The organism is Pseudomonas delhiensis, from assembly GCF_900187975.1.
Classification (GTDB): domain Bacteria; phylum Pseudomonadota; class Gammaproteobacteria; order Pseudomonadales; family Pseudomonadaceae; genus Pseudomonas; species Pseudomonas delhiensis.
In genome coordinates, this window is sequence record NZ_FZPC01000043.1 from 14,101 (window position 1) to 36,438 (window position 22,338).

21 protein-coding genes are annotated in these 22,338 nt (G+C 67.7%); 5 read left to right on the forward strand and 16 right to left on the reverse strand.

The window, feature by feature from the left end:
- Window positions 1-69 precede the first annotated feature (69 nt).
- Both mutS and fdxA read left to right on the forward strand, forming a co-directional pair.
- Window positions 70-2,643 (forward strand): DNA mismatch repair protein MutS, encoded by a 2,574-nt coding sequence (gene mutS, locus CHC02_RS27555; RefSeq protein ID WP_176450350.1) that lies wholly within the window; start codon window positions 70-72, stop codon window positions 2,641-2,643.
- A 66-nt stretch (window positions 2,644-2,709) separates the two neighbouring features.
- Window positions 2,710-3,033 carry a ferredoxin FdxA gene (gene fdxA, locus CHC02_RS27560; protein WP_074985513.1) on the forward strand — a complete coding sequence of 108 codons (324 nt, stop codon included), beginning with the start codon at window positions 2,710-2,712 and terminating at the stop codon, window positions 3,031-3,033.
- A 753-nt stretch (window positions 3,034-3,786) separates the two neighbouring features.
- Here fdxA and rpoS read toward each other — a convergent pair.
- From rpoS to CHC02_RS27600, 8 genes are all read right to left on the reverse strand, one after another.
- Window positions 3,787-4,788 carry an RNA polymerase sigma factor RpoS gene (gene rpoS / locus CHC02_RS27565; protein WP_009616703.1) on the reverse strand — a complete coding sequence of 334 codons (1,002 nt, stop codon included), beginning with the start codon at window positions 4,786-4,788 and terminating at the stop codon, window positions 3,787-3,789.
- A 95-nt stretch (window positions 4,789-4,883) separates the two neighbouring features.
- Complete coding sequence (locus CHC02_RS27570; RefSeq protein ID WP_089394571.1) at window positions 4,884-5,762, reverse strand: peptidoglycan DD-metalloendopeptidase family protein; 879 nt, start codon at window positions 5,760-5,762, stop codon at window positions 4,884-4,886.
- A gap of 65 nt (window positions 5,763-5,827) precedes the next feature.
- Complete coding sequence (locus CHC02_RS27575) at window positions 5,828-6,463, reverse strand: protein-L-isoaspartate(D-aspartate) O-methyltransferase (protein WP_089394592.1); 636 nt, start codon at window positions 6,461-6,463, stop codon at window positions 5,828-5,830.
- A 22-nt stretch (window positions 6,464-6,485) separates the two neighbouring features.
- Window positions 6,486-7,244 (reverse strand): 5'/3'-nucleotidase SurE, encoded by a 759-nt coding sequence (surE, locus tag CHC02_RS27580; RefSeq protein WP_089394572.1) that lies wholly within the window; start codon window positions 7,242-7,244, stop codon window positions 6,486-6,488.
- Window positions 7,232-8,290 carry a tRNA pseudouridine(13) synthase TruD gene (gene truD, locus CHC02_RS27585; protein WP_089394573.1) on the reverse strand — a complete coding sequence of 353 codons (1,059 nt, stop codon included), beginning with the start codon at window positions 8,288-8,290 and terminating at the stop codon, window positions 7,232-7,234. The genes surE and truD overlap by 13 nt, the downstream gene beginning before the upstream one ends.
- On the reverse strand, window positions 8,287-8,760 hold the full coding sequence (gene ispF, locus CHC02_RS27590; RefSeq protein WP_089394574.1) for a 2-C-methyl-D-erythritol 2,4-cyclodiphosphate synthase: 474 nt from the start codon (window positions 8,758-8,760) through the stop codon (window positions 8,287-8,289). The genes truD and ispF overlap by 4 nt, the downstream gene beginning before the upstream one ends.
- A gap of 56 nt (window positions 8,761-8,816) precedes the next feature.
- The gene (gene fghA / locus CHC02_RS27595) at window positions 8,817-9,665 is read right to left on the reverse strand and encodes an S-formylglutathione hydrolase (protein ID WP_089394575.1); all 849 of its coding nucleotides are present in this window, start codon (window positions 9,663-9,665) and stop codon (window positions 8,817-8,819) included.
- Between the two features lie 43 nt (window positions 9,666-9,708).
- A complete protein-coding gene (locus CHC02_RS27600) occupies window positions 9,709-10,821 on the reverse strand; it encodes an S-(hydroxymethyl)glutathione dehydrogenase/class III alcohol dehydrogenase (protein WP_089394576.1) in 1,113 nt (370 codons plus the stop codon).
- A 190-nt stretch (window positions 10,822-11,011) separates the two neighbouring features.
- Between CHC02_RS27600 and CHC02_RS27605 the strand changes: the two genes are divergently transcribed.
- From CHC02_RS27605 to yedF, 3 genes are all read left to right on the forward strand, one after another.
- On the forward strand, window positions 11,012-11,902 hold the full coding sequence (locus tag CHC02_RS27605) for a LysR substrate-binding domain-containing protein (RefSeq protein WP_089394577.1): 891 nt from the start codon (window positions 11,012-11,014) through the stop codon (window positions 11,900-11,902).
- Window positions 11,903-11,970: 68 nt separating this feature from the next.
- Window positions 11,971-13,197, forward strand: coding sequence for a selenium metabolism membrane protein YedE/FdhT (gene yedE / locus CHC02_RS27610; protein ID WP_089394578.1), 1,227 nt, complete (start codon window positions 11,971-11,973; stop codon window positions 13,195-13,197).
- Window positions 13,163-13,411, forward strand: a complete 249-nt coding sequence (gene yedF, locus CHC02_RS27615) for a sulfurtransferase-like selenium metabolism protein YedF (RefSeq protein WP_009616683.1) — start codon at window positions 13,163-13,165, stop codon at window positions 13,409-13,411. Before yedE ends, yedF begins: the two co-directional genes overlap by 35 nt.
- 874 nt (window positions 13,412-14,285) lie before the next feature.
- Here yedF and CHC02_RS27620 read toward each other — a convergent pair.
- From CHC02_RS27620 to CHC02_RS27655, 8 genes are all read right to left on the reverse strand, one after another.
- Entirely contained in the window at window positions 14,286-14,483 is a 198-nt protein-coding gene (locus CHC02_RS27620; protein ID WP_089394579.1) for a hypothetical protein, read from the reverse strand.
- Between the two features lie 4 nt (window positions 14,484-14,487).
- The gene (ispD, locus tag CHC02_RS27625; protein ID WP_089394580.1) at window positions 14,488-15,201 is read right to left on the reverse strand and encodes a 2-C-methyl-D-erythritol 4-phosphate cytidylyltransferase; all 714 of its coding nucleotides are present in this window, start codon (window positions 15,199-15,201) and stop codon (window positions 14,488-14,490) included.
- Window positions 15,198-15,476 carry a cell division protein FtsB gene (ftsB, locus tag CHC02_RS27630; protein WP_089394593.1) on the reverse strand — a complete coding sequence of 93 codons (279 nt, stop codon included), beginning with the start codon at window positions 15,474-15,476 and terminating at the stop codon, window positions 15,198-15,200. Before ftsB ends, ispD begins: the two co-directional genes overlap by 4 nt.
- 76 nt (window positions 15,477-15,552) lie before the next feature.
- A complete protein-coding gene (gene eno, locus CHC02_RS27635; protein ID WP_089394581.1) occupies window positions 15,553-16,842 on the reverse strand; it encodes a phosphopyruvate hydratase in 1,290 nt (429 codons plus the stop codon).
- Window positions 16,843-17,033: 191 nt separating this feature from the next.
- Window positions 17,034-17,879, reverse strand: coding sequence for a 3-deoxy-8-phosphooctulonate synthase (gene kdsA, locus CHC02_RS27640; protein WP_089394582.1), 846 nt, complete (start codon window positions 17,877-17,879; stop codon window positions 17,034-17,036).
- A 2-nt stretch (window positions 17,880-17,881) separates the two neighbouring features.
- The gene (locus tag CHC02_RS27645) at window positions 17,882-19,510 is read right to left on the reverse strand and encodes a CTP synthase (protein WP_089394583.1); all 1,629 of its coding nucleotides are present in this window, start codon (window positions 19,508-19,510) and stop codon (window positions 17,882-17,884) included.
- Between the two features lie 170 nt (window positions 19,511-19,680).
- On the reverse strand, window positions 19,681-20,994 hold the full coding sequence (tilS, locus tag CHC02_RS27650) for a tRNA lysidine(34) synthetase TilS (protein ID WP_089394584.1): 1,314 nt from the start codon (window positions 20,992-20,994) through the stop codon (window positions 19,681-19,683).
- 292 nt (window positions 20,995-21,286) lie between these two features.
- Complete coding sequence (locus CHC02_RS27655; protein ID WP_089394585.1) at window positions 21,287-22,237, reverse strand: acetyl-CoA carboxylase carboxyltransferase subunit alpha; 951 nt, start codon at window positions 22,235-22,237, stop codon at window positions 21,287-21,289.
- Between the last annotated feature and the right edge of the window lie 101 nt (window positions 22,238-22,338).

The following is a 22,338-nucleotide window of genomic DNA, read 5'->3' on the forward strand; positions in this document are numbered from 1 at the left end:
GCTTAAGCCGTCAGGCCGGATACCGTACACTAGGCGCTTTTGCATATAGAAGACGGACCGCCCAAAGTCATGAGCCAAAGCGACCTTTCCGCTCACACCCCGATGATGCAGCAATACTGGAAGCTGAAGAGACAGCATCCGGAACAACTGCTGTTCTACCGCATGGGCGACTTCTACGAGCTGTTCTACGAGGACGCCAAGAAGGCTGCCAAGCTGCTCGACATCACCCTCACCACCCGCGGCCAGTCCGCCGGTACGCCCATTCCCATGGCCGGCATTCCCTTCCATGCCGTGGAGGGCTACCTGGCCAAGCTGGTCAAGCTCGGCGAGTCGGTGGCGATCTGCGAGCAGATCGGCGACCCGGCCACCAGCAAGGGCCCGGTGGAGCGCCAGGTGGTGCGCATCATCACCCCCGGCACGGTCAGCGACGAGGCGCTGCTCGACGAGCGCCGCGACAACCTGCTGGCCGCCCTGCTCGGCGACGAGCGGCTGTTCGGCCTGGCGGTGCTGGACATCACCAGCGGCCGTTTCAGCGTCCAGGAAATCCGCGGCTGGGAAACCCTGCTGGCCGAGCTCGAACGCCTGAACCCCGCGGAACTGCTGATCCCCGACGACTGGCCCGCCGGCCTGCCGGCGGAGAAGCGCCGTGGCGTGCGCCGCCGCGCACCCTGGGACTTCGACCGCGACTCGGCGTTCAAGAGCCTCTGCCAGCAGTTCGCCACCCAGGACCTGAAGGGCTTCGGCTGCCAGGACCTGACCCTGGCCATCGGCGCCGCCGGCTGCCTGCTGGCCTACGCCAAGGAGACCCAGCGCACCGCCCTGCCGCACCTGCGCAGCCTGCGCCACGAGCGCCTGGACGACACCGTCATCCTCGACGGCGCCAGCCGCCGCAACCTGGAGCTGGACACCAACCTCTCCGGCGGCCGCGACAACACCCTGCAATCGGTGGTGGACCGTTGCCAGACCGCCATGGGCAGCCGCCTGCTGACCCGCTGGCTGAACCGCCCGCTGCGCGACCGCGCCGTGCTGGAGGCGCGCCAGGAGTCGATCGCCTGCCTGCTGGAACGCTACCGCTTCGAGACCCTGCAGCCACAGCTGAAGGAAATCGGTGACGTCGAGCGCATCCTCGCCCGTATCGGCCTGCGCAACGCCCGCCCGCGCGACCTGGCGCGCCTGCGCGACGCCCTGGCCGCCCTGCCGGAGCTGCAGCGCGGCATGACCGAGCTGGAGGCCCCGCACCTGGGCGAGCTGGCCGCGAGTATCCGCACCTACCCGGAACTGGCCGAGCTGCTGGCCCGGGCGATCATCGACAACCCGCCGGCGGTGATCCGCGACGGCGGCGTCATCAAGCGCGGCTACGACGCCGAGCTGGACGAGCTGCAGACCCTCAGCGAGAACGCCGGCCAGTACCTGATGGACCTGGAGATCCGCGAGAAGGAACGTACCGGGCTGTCGGGCCTGAAGGTCGGCTACAACCGCATCCACGGCTACTACATCGAGCTGCCGCGCATGCAGGCCGAGCAGGCGCCGGCCGACTACCAGCGGCGGCAGACGCTGAAAGGCGCCGAACGCTTCATCACCCCGGAGCTGAAGGCCTTCGAGGACAAGGCGCTGTCCGCCCAGAGCCGCGCCCTGGCGCGGGAGAAGCAGCTCTACGAGGAACTGGTGGAACTGCTGATCGCCCAGCTGGCGCCGCTGCAGGACACCGCCGCCGCCCTGGCCGAGCTGGACGTGCTGGCCAACCTGGCCGAGCGCGCGCTGAACCTCGACCTGAACCGCCCGCGCTTCGTCGAGGCGTCGGGCATCCTCATCGAGCAGGGCCGCCACCCGGTGGTGGAGCAGGTGCTGGAAACGCCCTTCGTGGCCAACGACCTGAAGCTCGACGAAGACACCCGCATGCTGGTGATCACCGGCCCGAACATGGGCGGCAAATCCACCTATATGCGGCAAACGGCGCTGATCGTGCTGCTGGCGCATATCGGCAGTTTCGTCCCGGCGGCGCGCTGCGAGCTGTCGCTGGTGGACCGCATCTTCACCCGTATCGGCTCCTCCGACGACCTCGCCGGCGGCCGTTCCACCTTCATGGTGGAGATGAGCGAAACCGCCAACATCCTGCACAACGCCACCGACCGCAGCCTGGTGCTGATGGACGAAGTGGGCCGCGGCACCAGCACCTTCGACGGCCTGTCGCTGGCCTGGTCGGCCGCCGAGCACCTGGCGCACCTGCGCGCCTTCACCCTGTTCGCCACCCACTACTTCGAGCTGACCGTGCTGCCGGAGAGCGAACCGGTGGTGGCCAACGTGCACCTGAACGCCACCGAGCACAATGAGCGCATCGTCTTCCTGCACCACGTGCTGCCCGGCCCGGCGAGCCAGAGCTACGGCCTGGCGGTGGCGCAACTGGCCGGCGTGCCCGGCCCGGTGATCCTGCGCGCCCGCGAGCACCTGGCACGCCTGGAGACCACCAGCCTGCCCCACGAGGCGCCCCGCCAGGAGGCCGGCAAACCCAGCGCGCCGATGCAGAGCGACCTGTTCGCCAGCCTGCCGCACCCGCTGATCGAAGAGCTCGCACGCCTCAAACCCGATGACCTGAGCCCACGCCAGGCGCTCGATTTGTTATATGCATGGAAGACGCGAATCTGACGGATAGCGGAACAAGCTGCTAGAATCGCGCGCGCTTAGCCGCCCGCCTGAGGAGAGAACTAGAAAATGACCTTCGTCGTCACCGACAACTGCATCAAGTGCAAATACACCGACTGCGTGGAAGTCTGCCCGGTGGACTGCTTCTACGAAGGCCCGAACTTCCTGGTCATTCACCCGGATGAGTGCATCGACTGCGCGCTCTGCGAACCGGAATGCCCGGCCCAGGCGATCTTCTCCGAAGACGAAGTGCCGGAGAACATGCAGGAATTCATCGAGCTGAACAAGGATCTGGCCGAGGTATGGCCGAACATCACCGAGAAGAAGGATTCGCTGCCGGACGCGGAAGAGTGGGACGGCGTCGCCGACAAGCTCAAGCACCTGGAGCGCTGATCGCTTCCTCCAAGCTCCAAGGCCCGCCTCGCGCGGGCCTTGTGCCATCTGTGACGGCACTTTTTCGCAGGCAAAAAAAGGGGCGGGATGGCCCGCCCTTTTTTCCCTACCCCATCATCCTGATGAGTCGCATCCCGCGACGTCCCGACCGGCATCCCTGTCGGCCTGCGTCATTCCCTGTACGCAGGAGTGATATTAGCTTTCCGTACAAAAGCGGCAAGCGGCTGCGGGTCGCACCCGGCGATGTTCAGGTCGAGCGCAGAAAAAATAAAATCCTTTTTATTCAATGAGTTAACTATAAAAACCTGGGGAAATAGCCCCTGGCCGGCAGGCCGAATCGTCAAAGGCTCACAGCTTTTGTAAGCGATGGCTTACAAAACCAAACTTAAAAAGTGCTGTCTCGCCTGCTGCAACGGGCAGGGAAACGGGAATTCCGTTGGGCGCATAACCGTTCGCGGTTATCCGCCGTTAGCCGCAACACCGGCGTCAGGGACAATGGCGGATAACGCCGTAGGCGTTATGCGCCCTACAATGCGGCTTCAGCGAGGAGGTATGGAGCGCTCCTCGTAGGATGGGTTGAGCGAAGCGATACCCATCGCCGTGCCGGATCAGGCGCCGGCCTTGCCGACGGAATCGCGGACGCTCCTACGCTGCATTCACGAGCGCGCGCCCTGCGCGCGAACCGCGACAGGTACGCCACAGACGAAAAAGCCCGGAGGGATGCTCCGGGCTTTTTTCGCTACGGGTGGTGCCTTACTGGAATAGCGCGTCGCTCGACAGACCGTTCTTTTCCAGGATTTCCCGCAGGCGCTTGAGCGCCTCGACCTGGATCTGCCGCACCCGCTCGCGGGTCAGGCCGATTTCCTGGCCGACCTCTTCCAGGGTGCTGCTTTCGTGGCCGCGCAGGCCGAAGCGGCGGATCACCACCTCGCGCTGCTTGTCGGTCAGCTCGGACAGCCACTGGTCGATGCTCTGGCTCAGGTCGTCATCCTGCAGCAGTTCGCAGGGGTCGGTGGGACGGTCGTCGGTCAGGGTGTCCAGCAGCGTCTTGTCCGAGTCCGGGCCGAGGGACACGTCCACCGAAGTCACCCGCTCGTTGAGGCCGAGCATGCGCTTGACCTCGTCGACCGGTTTCTCCAGCAGGTTGGCGATTTCCTCGGGGGACGGCTCGTGGTCCAGCTTGTGCGTCAGCTCGCGGGCCGCGCGCAGGTAGACGTTGAGTTCCTTGACCACGTGGATCGGCAGGCGGATGGTGCGGGTCTGGTTCATGATGGCCCGTTCGATGGTCTGGCGAATCCACCACGTCGCGTAGGTGGAGAAGCGGAAACCCCGTTCCGGATCGAACTTCTCCACCGCCCGGATCAACCCCAGGTTGCCTTCCTCGATCAGGTCGAGCAGGGACAGGCCGCGGTTGACGTAGCGCCGGGCGATCTTCACCACCAGGCGCAGGTTGCTTTCGATCATGCGCCGACGCCCGGCGGGATCGCCCCTTTGCGCGAGCCGCGCGAAGTGGACCTCCTCCTCTGGCGTCAGCAGGGGGGAAAAACCGATTTCGTTGAGGTAGAGCTGGGTGGCATCCAGCGCGCGGCTGTAATCGATGTGCTTGTGCTGCTTCGATGACAGCGAGCTTGCCTTGCCGGTGACCTGAAGTGAGACCTGCTCTTCGGCAAGTGACTCGTCGAATGTGATGGCGGGCTCCAGGAGCAGCAGCTCGTCATCCACGTCAAACTCCGGCCCTTCTTTTTTGAGTGCCATGTCGTTATCCCTTGCTGAGTTCGACAACAAGCCCGGACGAATCCATATCCTTGGGACGTCCAAGCCCGCTCACCCACGCGGGATGCGGCGGTCGATCAACGAGGTGGCAGGTATTGCAAGGGGTCCACGGGTTTGCCCTGACGGCGAATCTCGAAGTGCAGCTTCACCCGGTCCGTGCCTGTGGAGCCCATCTCGGCAATGCTCTGCCCGACTTTGACCTGTTGCCCTTCCCGAACGAGCAGCCTGCGGTTGTGGCCGTAGGCACTCACGTAGGTATCGCTGTGCTTGATGATCACGAGTTCGCCGTAGCCCCGCAAACCACTACCGGCGTACACAACCGTGCCATTCGACGCAGCCAGGACAGGCTGGCCCAATTGCCCGGCTATATCAATCCCTTTATTCAAACTGCCGTTTGATGCAAAGCGGCCTATCAAAGTGCCATTGGTCGGCCACATCCAGCCCTCCGCGCCCTTGCCCGAAGCCTGGGAAGGAGCACTGCTGGCGGGGGGTGTCGTATTGCTGACGGTGGCCGCGGGCGCGGGCCTGGCCGGTGCCGGAGAACCGGCGGCGGGCTTGCCGGCCACCACTGGCGCGACGGACGGCGCGGTTTTGGCGACCACCGGCCGTGCCGCCGTACTGGAGCCGGCGCCGCCGAAACGAATGGCCTGCCCCGGGCGGATGGTGTAGGGCGGCGGGATGTTGTTGTGCGCGGCCAGGGCCTTCCAGTCCCAGCCGTAGCGGAAGGCGATGGAGTACAGGGTGTCGCCGCGGCGCACCACGTACTGGCCGCTGGTGGTCGCCGGCGTGCGGTCGGCCTGGTTGCGGTCGACCACCTTGACCTTGCCCCCGGAGGAGGATGCGCAGGCCGCGAGCAGGGAACAGAATGCTGCCGCCAGCAGCAAGCGGACGCCGCTCCGAATCCAGATCCATTGTTTCTGGGCCGCGATAGGGCTCACCCCTTCCCCCTTATCCATCGAATATGTGCCCGGCATCTCGCCGTTATGCTCCCCCTGGCCGTGGACGGCGCTCCCGCCGCCGCTCAGCCCAGGGGGCCGTTGAGCAGGGGAACGAAGCGCACCGAGTCCAGCACGCGCCGGTCGAATCCGTCGTCGGTGCGCTCGATCAGCATCAGTTGCTGCACTTCGCCGCTGCCCACCGGGATCACCAGGCGCCCGCCCGGCGCCAGTTGGTCGAGCAGCGCCTGCGGGACCTCGGCGGCTGCCGCGGTGACGATGATACCGTTGTACGGTGCCAGCGCCGACCAGCCTTCCCAGCCATCCCCCCAGCGAAAGACAACATTTCTCAGGTTTAGCTCCGCAAGTCGCTCCTTGGCGCGGTCCTGCAGGGCCTGAATCCGCTCGACGGAGAACACCCGCTCGACCAGTTGCGCCAGCACCGCGGTCTGGTAGCCGGAGCCGGTGCCGATCTCCAGCACCTTGTCCAGGGGGCCGGCGGCCAGCAGCAGCTCGGTCATCCGCGCCACCATGAAGGGTTGCGAGATGGTCTGGTTGTGGCCGATGGGCAGCGCGGTGTCCTCGTAGGCGCGGTGCGACAGCGCCTCGTCGACGAACAGGTGGCGCGGCGTGCGGCGGATCACCTCGAGCACCCGGGCGTTGGACAGGCCTTCCTCGTACAGGCGCTGGATCAGCCGTTCGCGGGTACGCTGGGAGGTCATGCCGATGCCGCGGCGACTCAGTTCATCGGCCATGGTCCAGCCCTCCGATCCAGTCCTGCAGTCCATTGAACGCCTCGCGGAAGGTTCGGTCCAGTTGCAGCGGCGTGACCGAGACATAGCCCTGCATCACCGCATGGAAGTCGGTGCCCTCGCCGCCGTCCTCGGCGTCGCCGGCCGCCGCGATCCAGTAGCCTTCGCGGCCCCGCGGGTTGACCACCCGGACCGGCGCCGCGGCGCGCTTGCGATGGCCCAGGCGGGTCAGCTGGATGCCGCGGATGCGCTCCAGCGGCAGGTTCGGGATGTTGACGTTGAGCACGGTGCGCGGCGGCAGCTCGAGCCGCTCGTGGTTCTGCACCAGCAGGCGGGCGAAGTGCATGGCGCTGTAGAGGTTGTCCGGCTGGCGCGAGAGCAGCGAGAAGGCGAACGCCGGGCGCGCCAGGAAGCGGCCCTCGATGGCGGCGGCCACGGTGCCGGAATAGAGCACGTCGTCGCCCAGGTTGGCGCCCAGGTTGATGCCCGAGACGACCATGTCCGGCAACGTCTCCAGCAGGCCGTTGAGGCCCAGGTGCACGCAGTCGGTCGGCGTGCCGTCGACGCCGATGAATCCATTGCTCAGCCGCTGCGCGTGCAGCGGCCGGTCCAGGGTCAGCGAGCTGCTGGCGCCGCTGCGATCCTGTTCGGGAGCGACCACCACGCATTCGGCATCTTCGCTCAGCGCGTCGTAAAGCGCGGCGATACCGGGTGCGTTCACCCCGTCGTCGTTGGCAATCAGTATGCGCATGGGTTTTCCGTTTGCCCTGCTGGTACCAGCTCGACCAGCTCGCGCACGACGACGGTGGCGAAGCAGCCTGCCGGCAGGACGAATTCCAGTTGCAGAATGTCAGGGGCCGGATAATGCCATGCCAGGGCCTGGATGGGGAGGCGCAGGATGCGCCGTTCGTGCGCCAGGTCAGCATTGCCCAGCCACTGGCAAAGCGCCACCTCCGCGGCCGCCACGGCATTTTCCAGCTCGCCGCTGGCGCCGCCGGCCGGCGAAGCGCCCTGGCCCCAGAGCGGCCCGGTGGGGTGCAGGTCGAGGGCGGCCAGGCGCGGGTCGTCGCATTCCGCCTGGCCCGCCGGGAAGAAACTGCGGCTGTCGGTGAAGGCCAGCAGGTCGCCGACCTGGGCGCGGTTCCAGCTGCCGTCGGCCACCCGCCGCGCCAGCACCCGGTTGAACAGGTAGCTGCGCCCGGCCGAGAGCAGGCGCGAACGCAGGTTGCGCTGCCCGGGCAGGATGCCTTGCTCGGCGCAGCTGCGGGCGTCCACGACGTTGCCGCCGTCGAAGCCGAAGCGCTGGCTGCCGAAATAGTTGGGCACGCCCTCGGCGGCGATACGCCGCAGCCGCTCGTCGAGTGCCTCGTGCCCACCCTGCAACTGCGTGAGGCGCAGGGTGAAGCCGTTGGCCGCATGGGCGCCGCGCTGCAGCTTGCGCTGGTGGCGGGTGCGCTCGAGGATGCGCAGGCTGTCGTCCTCGGCCGCGGCCAGGTCGGGGTCGGCCTTGCCCGGCAGGTGCAGGCTGAACCACTGGCGCGTCAGCGCCTGGCGGTCCTTGAGCCCGGCGTAGCTGATCAGCCGCTGCGACACCCCGGCCGCACGGGCCAGGCGGCGCGCGGCCTCCTCGGTGTTCAGCCCGCGCTTCTCCACCCACAGCCAGAGGTGCTCGCCCTCGCCGGACAGCGGGATGTCCAGCACCTCGTCGACCTGGAAGTCCTCGGCCACCGCCTTGAGCACCGCGCGGCCGCAGGGCTCGCCATGGGCGCGCGGGCCCAGCAGCTCCAGTTCGGTCATGGACGGACCAGCAGGGCGACGGCGTGCACCGCGATGCCTTCCTCGCGCCCGGTGAAACCGAGCTTCTCGGTGGTGGTGGCCTTGACGTTGACCTGTTCGATATCGACCTGCAGGTCCTCGGCGATGGCGGCGCGCATGGCCTCGATGTGCGGCGCCATCTTCGGCGCCTGGGCGATGATGGTGGCGTCGACGTTGCCGATCACATGGCCCTTTTCGTGCACCAGGGTCACCACGTGGCGCAGCAGCGCGCGGCTGTCGGCGCCCTTGAAGCGCGGGTCGGTGTCCGGGAAGTGCTTGCCGATGTCGCCCAGGGCGCAGGCGCCGAGCAGCGCATCGCTCAGCGCATGCAGCAGCACGTCGCCGTCGGAGTGGGCGATGAGCCCGAACTTGTGGGGAATGCGCACGCCGCCGAGGGTGATGAAGTCGCCCTCGCCGAAGCAGTGCACGTCGTAGCCATGGCCGATACGCATAGAAAAACGCCCTGAGTCAGTCAGGGCGTCGATTCTACCGGAAAGCCGCGGCGCCTTCAGGACAGCGCCCGCGCATGGTGGCGCAGGTGGTCGTCGATGAAGCTGGCGATGAAGTAGTAGCTGTGGTCGTAGCCCGGGTGCAGGCGCAGCTCCAGCGGGTGCCCCGCCGCTTCCGCCGCCTGGCGCAGGGCCTCGGGCTTGAGCTGGGTGGCGAGGAAGTCGTCGCGCTCGCCCTGGTCCACCAGGATCGGCAGGCGCTCGCCGGCGCCGGCCAGCAGCTCGCAGGCGTCCCATTCGGCCCAGGCCTTGCGGTCCTCGCCCAGGTAGCGGCCGAAGGCCTTCTGGCCCCAGGGGCAGTCGCTGGGATGGCTGATGGGCGCGAAGGCCGACAGCGACTGGTAGCGCCCCGGGTTGCGCAGGGCGCAGACCAGCGCGCCATGGCCGCCCATGGAGTGGCCGGCGATGCCGCGGCGGGCGGAGACCGGGAAGTTGTCCTCGATCAGCGCCGGCAGCTCGTGCACCACGTAGTCGTGCATGCGGTAGTTGCGCGCCCAGGGCTGCTGGGTGGCGTTGAGGTAGAAGCCCGCGCCCAGGCCGAAGTCCCAGGCGCCTTCCGCGTCGCCGGGCACCTCGGGGCCGCGCGGGCTGGTGTCCGGCGCCACTATCACCAGGCCCAGCTCGGCGGCCAGGCGCTGGGCGCCGGCCTTCTGCATGAAGTTCTCGTCGGTGCAGGTCAGCCCCGACAGCCAGTAGAGCACCGGCAGACCGGCCTCGGGCTCGGCCTGGGGCGGCAGGTAGATGGCGAACACCATGTCGCAGCCGAGCGTCGGGGAATGGTGGCGGTAGCGCTGGTGCCAGCCGCCGAAGCTCTTCTGGCTGCTGAGCAGTTCGATGGATTCCGTCATGGCAGTCTCCTTGTGTCGCGAAGCCGTGGCCCCGGCGGCTCGATCAGTAGTGGATGACGGAGCGGATGCTCTTGCCTTCGTGCATCAGCTCGAAGGCCTCGTTGATCCTGTCCAGGCCCATGGTGTGGGTGATGAAGGTGTCCAGCGGGATTTCGCCCTTCTGCGCCTTCTCCACGTAGCTGGGCAGCTCGGTGCGCCCGCGCACGCCGCCGAACGCCGAACCGCGCCAGACGCGGCCGGTGACCAGCTGGAACGGCCGGGTGCTGATCTCCTGGCCGGCGCCGGCGACGCCGATGATGGTCGACTCGCCCCAGCCCTTGTGGCAGCACTCCAGCGCCGCGCGCATCAGTTGCACGTTGCCGACGCACTCGAAGGAGTAGTCCACGCCGCCATCGGTCATCTCGACGATGACGTCCTGGATTGGCTTCTGGTGGTCCTTCGGGTTGACGAAGTCGGTGGCGCCCAGTTCCCTGGCGATGTCGAACTTGGCCGGGTTGATGTCGACGGCGATGATCCGCGAGGCCTTGGCCATCCTGGCGCCGATGATCGCCGCCAGGCCGATGCCGCCCAGGCCGAAGATGGCCACCGTGGCGCCCTCTTCCACCTTGGCGGTGTTGAGCACCGCGCCGATGCCGGTGGTCACGCCGCAGCCGAGCAGGCAGACCTTCTCCAGCGGGGCGTCCTTGGGAATCCTGGCCAGGGAGATTTCCGGCAGCACGGTGTACTCGGAGAAGGTCGAGCAGCCCATGTAGTGGTAGATCGGCTGGCCGTTGTAGGAGAAGCGGCTGGTGCCGTCGGGCATCAGGCCCTTGCCCTGGGTGGCGCGCACGGCCTGGCAGAGGTTGGTCTTGCCGGACTTGCAGAACTTGCACTCGCGGCATTCGGCGGTATACAGCGGGATCACGTGGTCGCCGACCTGCAGCGAGGTCACGCCCTCGCCCACCGCTTCGACGATGCCGCCACCCTCGTGGCCGAGGATGCACGGGAACACGCCTTCGGAATCCTGGCCGGACAGGGTGTAGGCGTCGGTGTGGCAGACCCCGGTGGCGACAATGCGTACCAGCACCTCGCCCTTCTTCGGCGGCGCCACGTCCACCTCGACCACCTGCAGCGGCTGGTTGGGGGCGAAGGCGACGGCGGCACGGGACTTGATCATCTCGGAACTCCTGGCGGGTTGATGCATGGGCCTCCGCCTGCGGGGCGGAAGCGGCCGGCGAGGGACGCCGGCGGAAACCGGGCGGCCCCGGCGAAAAGCGCGGGGCACAGCCTTGAAAGTGTAGAAAAGTGCCTGGAAAGAAATAATCAGGCAATAATCAAAACATTATTGCCATGCAGGGACAATCCAGATGAATCGCTGGGAAGGCCTCGACGAATTCGTCGCGGTGGCGGAAACCGGGCAGTTCACCGCCGCCGCCGAACGCCTGGGCGTCTCCTCCTCCCACGTCAGCCGGCAGATCGCCCGGCTGGAGGAGCGCCTGCAGGCCCGCCTGCTCTACCGCAGCACCCGGCGCGTTTCGCTGAGCGAGGCCGGGCAGACCTTCCTGCAGCACTGCCAGCGCCTGCAGGATGCCCGCGACGAGGCGCTGCGGGCGGTCAGCGACCTCTCCGCCGAACCCAAGGGCCTGCTGCGCATGACCTGCGCGGTGGCCTACGGCGAGCGCTTCGTGGTGCCGCTGGTGAACGCCTTCATGGCCGACTACCCGCAGTTGCGGGTGGACATCGAGCTGTCCAACCGCCAGCTCGACCTGCTCCACGAGGGATTCGACCTGGCCATCCGCCTCGGCCGCCTGAGCGACTCGCGCCTGGTGGCCACGCGCCTGGCGCCGCGGGTGATGTACCTGTGCGCCACGCCCGGCTACCTGGAGCGCCACGGCGCGCCGCAGTCGCCGGCGGAACTGGCGCAGCACAACTGCCTGGTGGGCAGCAGCGACCTGTGGAGCTTTCTGGAGGACGGCCGCGAGACGCAGCACCGGGTCCAGGGCAACTGGCGCTGCAACAGCGGCCAGGCGGTGCTCGACGCCGCGCTGCGCGGCTTCGGCCTGTGCCAGCTGCCGGACTACTACGTGCTGGAACACCTGCGCAGCGGCCGCCTGGTCTCCCTGCTGGCGGACCACCAGCCGCCGAACACCGCGGTCTGGGCGCTCTACCCGCAGCAGCGGCACCTGTCGCCGAAGGTGCGCCAGCTGGTGGACTTCCTCAAGGATGGCCTGCAACGCCTCCACCCCGGCATGCCCTGAGGCAAGGCTGGTTCCGGCGATTCGGTTAGACTTGTCGCTTTACCCGCTACCCTGCCAAGGATGCCGTCATGCCCACTCTTGCCGCCTTCCGCGAGCGCTACCTGCTGCGCTTCTGGTCGCCACTGCCGACGCTGGTCGCGCTCGGCGTCGCCTCCGCCTACTACTTCGCCCTGACCGGGACCTTCTGGGCCGTCACCGGGGAATTCACCCGCTGGGGCGGCCACGTGCTGTCCTGGTTCGGCGTGCCGGTGCAGGACTGGAGCTACTTCAGGATCATCGGCCTGCAGGGCACGCCGCTGGACCGCATCGACGGCGTGATGATCATCGGCATGTTCCTCGGCGCGCTGTGCTGCGCGCTCTGGGCCGGCAACGTCAGCCTGCGCTGGCCGACCAGCCGGCGGCGCCTGCTGCAGGGCCTGGTGGGCGGCATCGTCGCCGGCTTCGGCGCGCGCCTGGCCATGGGCTGCAACCTGGCGGCCTTCTTCACCGGCATCCCGATGTTCTCGGTGCATGCCTGGGCCTTCATGCTGTCCACCGTGATCGGCGCCTGGTTCGGCGTGAAGCTGAGCCTGCTGCCGTTCCTGCGCACGCCGCTGAAGGTCACCGGCAAGGCTGCCAGCCTGCCCGACGCGGCGAGCCTGGCCCGCCGCGCCAAGGTGCAATGGCGCCTGGGCCTGGCGGTGCTGGCCGTGGCCGCGCTGTTCGCCGCCTGGCGCTTCGAGGTGTCCCTGGTACTGGGCCTGGCCACCCTGTTCGGCCTGCTGTTCGGCGGCCTGATCGAGCGCGCGCAGATCTGCTTCACCAGCGCCGCCCGCGACCTCTGGACCACCGGCAGGACCAAGGCAGCCTTCGGCATCCTGCTGGGCATGGCCGCGGCCTGCGTCGGCACCTTCGCGGCGATCCACCTGGGCGTGGCGCCGAAGACCTTCTGGATGGGCCCCAACGCGGTGATCGGCGGCGTGCTGTTCGGCATCGGCATCGTCCTCGCCGGCGGCTGCGAGACCGGCTGGATGTACCGATCGATGGAAGGCCAGGTGCATTTCTGGGTGGTCGGCGTCGGCAACGTGATCGGCGGCACCCTGGTGGCGGTGTACTGGGATTCGCTGGGCAGCGCACTCGCCCTGCCCTATCCCAAGCTCAACCTGCTGCAGATCTTCGGCCCCGGCGGCGGCCTGCTGCTGACTTTCGCCGGCCTTGCGCTGTGCATGCTGCTGGTGCAACTGAACGCCAACCGCTTCACCCGTTCGAGGAAAACCGCCAATGAGCGCGAACAAGACGCCGACGCTGTCGCTTGACCTGCGCGGCGAGCACTGCCCGTACAACGCCATCGCCACCCTGGAAACCCTGGAGACGCTGAAGCCAGGCGACCTGCTGGAGGTAGTCACCGACTGCTCGCAGTCGGTGCACGGCATCCCCGAGGATACAAAGCGCCACGGTTACAACTGCCTGGCGGTGGAACAGCATGGGGCGCTGTTCCGCTTCCTCATCGAGGTGCCGTTGCTGGGGTGAAAGCGGCGGCAGGCTGCAAGCGGCAGGCAAGAGCGGAAAGCCTGCCCCTGCGGAAGCGGAGTTTGTCCGCGATAGTCGGACGTATCGGCGCGGTTCGCGGATGAGATCCGCTCCTACGCTGCCCCGCCGCACCATCCCCCTGTAGGAGCGCGCCCTGCGCGCGATTCGCGGGCAGGGCCCGCTCCTACAATTGCCATGAGGCACGGTATATCCCTCCCCCGTAGGAGCGGAACTTTTCCGCGATAGCCGGACGTATCGGCGCGGTTCGCGGATGAGATCCGCTCCTACGCTGCCCCGCCGCACCATCCCCTGTAGGAGCGCGCCCTGCGCGCGATTCGCGGGCAGGGCCCGCTCCTACAATTGCCATGAGGCACGGTATATCTCTCCCCCGTAGGACCTTGTCCGCGATAGCCGGACGTATCGGCGCGGCTCGCGGATGAGATCCGCTCCTACGCTGCCCCGCCGCACCATCCCCTGTAGGAGCGCGCCCTGCGCGCGATTCGCGGGCAGGGCCCGCTCCTACAATTGCCATGAGGCACGGTATATCCCTCCCCCGTAGGAGCGGTCCGCGATAGCCGGACGTATCGGCGCGGTTCGCGGATGAGATCCGCTCCTACGCTGCCCCACCGCACCATCCCCCTGTAGGAGCGCGCCCTGCGCGCGATTCGCGGGCAGGGCCCGCTCCTACAATTGCCATGAGGCACGGTATATCTCTCCCCCGGAGCGGACCTTGTCCGCGATAGCCGGACGTATCGGCGCGGTTCGCGGATGAGATCCGCTCCTACGCTGCCCCACCGCACCATCCCCTTGTAGGAGCGCGCCCTGCGCGCGAAATCGCGGGCAGGGCCCGCTCCTACAGGTCTAGGCCGAATCGCTACGCCCGGTATTGCGGCCGTGGCGCCACGAGGACCGCCGGCACCACCACGGAGGTGATCGGGTAGGCGGCGCTGCAGGTACCCAGCAGCGCCAGGCCCAGGCACAGCCAGGGCATGCGCCAGCCGTCGCCGGCCCAGCGCAGGATGCGGTGCAAGTCGCCTTCGAGCCTGGGCAGGAACCTCGCAAGGCGCTTCATGGTTTCAGCGTTTTCCGAAAGTCCGTTGCAGCCGCTGCAGGTCTTCCGGGGTGGTGACCTTGATGTTGTCGGCGCGGCCTTCGACCATCTTCGGCGCGCTGCCGGCCCACTCCATCGCCGAGGCTTCGTCGGTGATGGCTGCGCCCGCCACCAGGGCGTCGGCCAGGGCGCGGTGCAGGGCGCCGAGGTGGAACATCTGCGGCGTGTAGGCCTGCCAGACCACGCTGCGGTCGACGGTTTCCAGCACCCGGCCATCGGCGCCGACGCGCTTGAGCGTATCCCGTGCCGGCACGCCGAGCAGGCCGCCCACGGGGTCGTTCTCCAGTTCGCCCAGCAGGCGGTCGAGGTCGCCGCGGCTGAGGTTCGGCCGCGCCGCGTCGTGCACCAGCACCCAGTCGTCGCTGGCGGCGCCCTGTTCGTTGAGCAGCAGCAGGCCGTTGAGCACCGAGTCGGCGCGCTCGCGGCCGCCTTCGGCGCGCAGGATGCGCGGGTCGGCGGCGCAGGGCAGGTCCGGCCACCAGGGGTCGTCAGGCGCCAGGCAAACCACCAGGCCCTTGAGCATGGGGTGGCCGAGGAAGCAGTCGAGGGTGTGTTCGAGGATGCTGCGGCCGGCGAGGTCGAGGTATTGCTTGGGGCGGTCGGCGCGCATGCGCGAGCCAATGCCCGCGGCGGGGATCACGGCCCAGAAGGCCGGCAGGGAGATGTCGCGGAATTTCATTGCGCCAGCTGGTAGAGGGTTTCCTTGTCCTTGACCATGCCGAGCTCGTGGCGGGCACGCTCCTCGACCGTCTCGGTGCCTTTCTTCAGTTCCGCCACCTCGGCCTCGAGGATGCGGTTGCGCTCGAGCAGGCGCTGGTTCTCGCCCTGCTGGTCGGCGATCTGCTTCTCCAGCTCGCGCACCTGCGCCAGGCTGCCGTCCCCTACCCACAGGCGATACTGCAGGCCGGCGAGGGCCAGTATCAGGAAGAGGAACAGCCAGTAGGGGCTGCGCAGCTTACTCAGACGCAATTGGTGGACTCCATGTGCGAAGGGGTGGCTCCTGCCACCCCTTCACCGTACCAGACTAGCGTCAGCCGCGGAATTCCGCGCGGCCACGGTACGGCGCCTTGGCGCCCAGCTGCTCTTCGATGCGCAGCAGCTGGTTGTACTTGGACACGCGGTCGGAACGGCACAGCGAGCCGGTCTTGATCTGGCCGGCGGCGGTGCCTACGGCCAGGTCGGCGATGGTGCTGTCCTCGGTTTCACCGCTGCGGTGCGAGATCACCGCGGTGTAGCCGGCGGCCTTGGCCATCTGGATGGCTTCGAGGGTCTCGGTCAGCGAGCCGATCTGGTTGAACTTGATCAGGATGGAGTTGCCGATGCCCTTCTCGATGCCTTCCTTGAGGATCCTGGTGTTGGTCACGAACAGGTCGTCGCCGACCAGTTGCACCTTGCCGCCGATCTTGTCGGTGAGGACTTTCCAGCCGGCCCAGTCGGACTCGTCCATGCCGTCTTCGATGGAGATGATCGGGAAGCGCTCGGCCAGGCCGGCCAGGTAGTCGGCGAAACCGGCGGCGTCGAACACCTTGCCTTCGCCTTCGAGGTCGTACTTGCCGTCCTTGAAGAACTCGCTGGAGGCGCAGTCCAGGGCCAGGGTCACGTCGTCACCCAGCTTGTAGCCGGCGTTGGCCACGGCTTCGGAGATGGCGGCCAGGGCTTCTTCGTTGGACGCCAGGTTCGGGGCGAAACCGCCTTCGTCGCCCACCGAGGTGCTCAGGCCACGGGCCTTCAGCACGGCCTTGAGGTGGTGGAAGATCTCGGCGCCCATGCGCAGGGCATCGGCGAAGGTCTTGGCGCCGACCGGCTGGACCATGAACTCCTGGATGTCGACGTTGTTGTCGGCATGCTCGCCGCCGTTGATGATGTTCATCATCGGCACCGGCATGGAGTACACGCCCGGGGTGCCGTTCAGGTCGGCGATGTGCGCGTACAGCGGCACGCCCTTGGCCTGTGCGGCAGCCTTGGCGGCGGCCAGGGACACGGCCAGGATGGCGTTGGCGCCCAGCTTGGCCTTGTTGTCGGTGCCGTCGAGTTCGATCATCGCCTGGTCCAGCGCCTTCTGCTCGACCGGGTCCTTGCCCAGCAGCAGGTCGCGGATCGGGCCGTTGATGTTGGCCACGGCCTTCAGCACGCCTTTACCCAGGTAACGGCTCTTGTCGCCATCGCGCAGTTCGAGTGCCTCGCGGGAACCGGTGGAAGCACCGGACGGGGCGCAGGCGCTGCCGACGATGCCATTGTCCAGGATCACGTCCGCTTCAACGGTCGGGTTGCCGCGGGAGTCCAGGACCTCACGGCCCTTGATGTCGACGATCTTTGCCATTCTTGATAACACTCCGAAGATAGATAAACGGGGCGGCTGGTGAGACTTTAGAACCTGTTCAAGGTCTCGCCGAGCGCAGCCCAGGCAAGGCGGAAGCAAGCGAAAAAGCGCAGTTTACATAGAGTAAATGAGCATCTTTTCGATTGTTTCCAACGCAGCATGGGCAAGCGCAGGCAGACATTGTCAGGTTCTCAGGCGGTCTCGATGGTGGGGAAATGCTTCACCAGGTCGTCCAGCTGCTTGAGCTGGGACAGGAAAGGCTCGAGCTTGTTCAGGCGCAGGGCGCACGGACCGTCGCACTTGGCGTGCTCGGGGTCCGGATGGGCCTCCAGGAACAGGCCGGCCAGGCCCTGGCTCATGCCGGCCTTGGCCAGGTCGGTGACCTGGGCGCGGCGGCCGCCGGCGGAATCGGCGCGGCCGCCCGGCATCTGCAGGGCATGGGTCACGTCGAAGAACACCGGGTACTGGAACTGCTTCATGATGCCGAAGCCGAGCATGTCCACCACCAGGTTGTTGTAACCGAAGGAGGAGCCACGCTCGCAGAGGATCAGCTGGTCGTTGCCGGCCTCCTCGCACTTGGCCAGGATGTGTTTCATCTCCTGGGGCGCGAGGAACTGGGCCTTCTTGATGTTGATCACCGCGCCGGTGCGGGCCATGGCCACCACCAGGTCGGTCTGCCGCGAGAGGAAGGCCGGCAGCTGGATGATGTCGCACACTTCGGCCACCGGGGCGGCCTGGAAGGGCTCGTGGACGTCGGTGATCACCGGCACCTTGAAGGTCCGCTTGATCTCTTCGAAGATCTTCAGCCCCTCTTCCATGCCCGGGCCGCGGAAGGAGTGCATGGACGAGCGGTTGGCCTTGTCGAAGCTGGCCTTGAACACGTAGGGGATGCCGAGCCTCTCGGTCACCCGCACGTATTCCTCGCAGACCTGCATGGCCAGGTCGCGCGACTCCAGCACGTTCATGCCGCCGAACAGCACGAAGGGCAGCTCGTTGCCGATCTGGATGTCGCCGACGCGGATGATCTTCTGGGTCATGCTCAGGCCTTCCCGGCTTGCTTCAGGGCGGCGTTGACGAAGCCGCTGAACAGCGGGTGGCCATCACGCGGGGTGGAGGTGAACTCCGGGTGGAACTGGCAGGCGACGAACCACGGATGGTCCGGGGCCTCGACCACTTCGACCAGGGCGCCGTCGCCGGAGCGGCCGGAAATCTTCAGGCCGGCTTCCCGCAGTTGCGGCAGCAGGTTGTTGTTCACTTCGTAGCGGTGGCGGTGGCGCTCGACGATCACGTCCTTGCCGTAGCAGTCGTGCACCAGGGTGCCGGCTTCGAGCTGGCATTCCTGGGCGCCCAGGCGCATGGTGCCGCCCAGGTCGGAGGCCTCGGTGCGCACTTCGGTGGCGCCGGTGGAGTCCTGCCATTCGGTGATCAGGCCGACCACCGGGTGGCCGCTGGCCTTGTCGAACTCGGTGGAGTTGGCGTCCTTCCAGCCCAGCACGTTGCGGGCGTATTCGATGACCGCCACCTGCATGCCCAGGCAGATGCCCAGGTAGGGGACCTTGTTCTCGCGGGCGTACTGCACGGCGGTGATCTTGCCTTCCACGCCGCGCAGGCCGAAGCCGCCCGGGACCAGGATGGCGTCGGCGCCGTCGAGCAGGCCGGTGCCCTGCTGCTCGATGTCCTCGGAGTCGATGTAGCGCAGGTTGACCTTGGTGCGGCTCTGGATGCCGGCGTGGGTCATGGCTTCGATCAGCGACTTGTAGGCGTCGAGCAGTTCCATGTACTTGCCGACCATGGCGATGGTGACTTCACGCTCGGGGTTGAGCTTGGCGTCGACCACCCGGTCCCACTCGGACAGGTCGGCCGGGCCGCACTCCAGGCCGAAGCGCTCGACGACGATGTCGTCCAGGCCCTGGGCGTGCAGCACCGACGGGATGCGGTAGATGGTGTCGACGTCTTCCAGGGAGATGACCGCGCGCTCCTCGACGTTGGTGAAGAGGGCGATCTTGCGGCGCGAGGAGACGTCCACCGGGTGGTCGGAACGGCAGACCAGCACGTCCGGCTGCAGGCCGATGGAGCGCAGCTCCTTGACCGAGTGCTGGGTCGGCTTGGTCTTGGTCTCGCCGGCGGTGGCGATGTACGGGACCAGGGTCAGGTGCATCAGCATGGCGCGGCGCGAACCGATTTCCACGCGCAGCTGGCGGATCGCCTCGAGGAACGGCTGCGACTCGATGTCGCCGACGGTGCCGCCGACTTCCACCAGGGCCACGTCGGCATCGCCGGCGCCCTTGATGATGCGGCGCTTGATCTCGTCGGTGATGTGCGGGATCACCTGCACGGTGGCGCCCAGGTAGTCGCCGCGGCGCTCCTTGCGCAGCACGTCCATGTAGACGCGGCCGGTGGTGAAGTTGTTGTTCTGGGTCATGGTGGTGCGCACGAAGCGCTCGTAGTGGCCCAGGTCGAGGTCGGTCTCGGCGCCGTCGTGGGTGACGAACACCTCACCGTGCTGGAACGGGCTCATGGTGCCCGGATCGACGTTGATGTACGGGTCCAGCTTGAGCATCGTGATCTTCAAGCCACGCGCTTCCAGAATGGCAGCCAAGGAAGCCGAGGCGATGCCTTTCCCCAATGAAGAAACAACACCACCCGTGACGAAGATGTAGCGCGTCATGAAAAGCCCTGAATGTCAGCGTTTAGGCGGCTGGGCCGCCGGGGAAGCGAATGAATGGGCCGCGGCCCAAACCGCGGCGCATGCCGCGCTCAATAGCGAACTCCCGCTGATTCCGTGGGAATCGGCGGGAGCGGTACAAGACGGGAGCGTAGTCTACCGGAAAGGCCCTTTCATCTCAAACCCGGGTCACTCGTCGGGGGCGTCCAGCACAGGCGCCAGCCCGTCTCGCCGGCCCGGCGCAGCGCCGGCAGGTTGGCCACGCCGAGCAGTTGCCCGCCGCGCCAGAGCAGCGGCAGCCGCGGCCGGACGAAGGCCGGCAGGGCGCTTTCGTTGAGCAGCCGCTTGAGGTCGCGGTGGCCGCGCCGGGCCAGTTCCAGCCGCTCGCCGCCGCGACGCAGGCTCACCCGCAGCGGCCCGACGGGCGGTGCACCTTCCAGGTGCAGAAGGCCATTGCCGGGCAGCGCCAGGGGCTGCGTCGGGTCGTCCCAGCTCAACTCGCACGCCGCCTCCTGCAACCAGGCACCGGACAGCCACCAGAGCCGCCCGCCGCTGCGCTGCAGCTCGCCGGTGGCCAGGCGCCAGACCGGCTCGGCATCCCCGGCGGCATCGCGCAGGGCCTGCCAGCCGGCCCAGTGGGCGCTGTCCGGCATGGGCGCGAAGGGCGCCAGCCAGTGGCGCAGGGCATTGCGCTGGCGGCTTTCGCTGAGCGCCAGCAGCGGCGCCAGGGCCAGCGAGGGCACGTCCAGCCAGTCGAACGGATTGCCGGGCCGCGCCGCGGCCAGGTCCTGCTGCGCCAGTTCGGCCAGCAGCGCCTCGGCCTCGGCCAGGTGCGCGGCGCTGCGGGCGATGTTGCCCGGCGCCTGCGGCCAGCGCTCGGCGAGCAGCGGCAGCACGCGCTGGCGCAGGTAGTTGCGGGCGAAGCCGGTGTCGGCGTTGGACGGGTCCTCGATCCAGCGCAGGCCATGCTCGCGGGCGTAGGCTTCGAGTTCGGCGCGGGAGACGTCCAGCAAGGGCCGCAGCAGCATGCCACACCCCAGCGGCCGGGCTGCGGGAATGCCGGCCAGGCCACGCACGCCGGCGCCGCGCAGCAGGCGGAACAGCAGGGTCTCGGCCTGGTCGTCGCGGTGCTGGGCGGCCAGCAGGCAGTCGCCCGTTTTCAGGTGTTTCGCAAAAGCCTCGTAGCGTGCGCGGCGCGCGGCCTGCTCCAGGCTGGCGCCCGCCGCTACCGTCACCCGCTCGACCAGCAGAGGGACGCCCAGCTCGCGGCAGAACGCCTCGCAGTGCGCCGGCCAGGCGTCGGCCACGGCCTGCAGGCCATGGTGGACATGGATGGCGGACAGAGGCGGCAGGGATTCGGTCCTGGCCAGCCCGGCCAGCAGATGCAGCAGCACGGTGGAATCCAGCCCGCCGGAGAAGCCTACCCGCCATGCCGGGGCCTGGCGCCAGGGGGCCAGGGCGGAGAGCAGGCGGGATGCTAGGGGCATGGGGGCGGCTACAGGCTACAGGCTACAGGCTACAGGCTACAGGCGAAGAGCGTATGGCATAACCGGCGGCTCCGCAGGCTCTTCGTAGGAGCGAGGGGGACGCCTAGTTCTTGCTCGCGAATGGAGTTTTCCGCTAGCTGCGGTGTGGGGATTGACGCTGTTCCCTCTCCCCAACCCTCTCCCTGAAGGGAGAGGGGGCTGTTCGGAGCGGTTTGGGAGTGAGGCGTCATCCTGCCGGGGGCGTGCTCTTCGCTCTTGCCTGCAGCCTGCCGCCTGAAGCCTGCCGCCGCCGTCAGGCAATCCCGTAGCTCATCAGCCGCTCGTAGCGGCGCGCCAGCAGTTCGTCGACGCTCAGGCCCTTGAGTGCGCCCAGTTGCGCCTTGATGGCGTTGCGGATGTTCTGCGCAGCGGCGGCCGGGTCGCGGTGGGCGCTGCCCAGGGGCTCAGGGATCACGGTGTCGACGATGCCCAGGTCCTTCAGGCGGGCCGCGGTGATGCCCATGGCCTCGGCGGCTTCCGGGGCCTTTTCGGCGGTGCGCCAGAGGATCGAGGCGCAGCCTTCGGGGGAGATCACCGCGTAGGTGGAGTACTGCAGCATGTTCAGGTTGTCGCAGACGCCGATGGCCAGCGCGCCGCCGGAGCCGCCCTCGCCGATGACGGTGGCGATGATCGGCGTCTTCAGGCGCGCCATGACGCGCAGGTTCCAGGCGATGGCCTCGCTCTGGCCGCGCTCTTCGGCATCGATGCCCGGGTAGGCGCCGGGGGTGTCGATGAAGGTCAGGATCGGCATCTTGAAGCGTTCGGCCATTTCCATCAGGCGGCAGGCCTTGCGGTAGCCTTCGGGGCGCGGCATGCCGAAGTTGCGGCGCACCTTCTCGCGCACTTCGCGGCCCTTCTGGTGGCCGATGACCATCACCGGCTGGTCGTCCAGGCGGGCGACGCCACCGACGATGGCGGCGTCGTCGGCGAAGTGGCGGTCGCCGTGCAGCTCTTCGAACTCGCTGAAGATGTGCTCGATGTAGTCCAGGGTGTAGGGCCGGCGCGGGTGGCGCGCGAGCTGGGCGATCTGCCAGCTGCTCAGGTTGCCGAAGATGTTCTCGGTCAGCGCGCGGCTCTTGTCTTCCAGGCGGGCGATTTCATCGCTGATGTTGATGGAGTTGTCGTTGCCGACCAGACGCAGCTCTTCGATCTTGGCTTGCATGTCGGCGATCGGCTGTTCGAAATCGAGGAAGTTCGGGTTCATGGGCTATCCGTCGTGCTGAATGGCGGCAGGGCCTGGTCCGTATGGCGCCCTACCTTACGGTATCGGGCGCCCAGGGTCGAGACTGGCGGGCGGCGGCACTG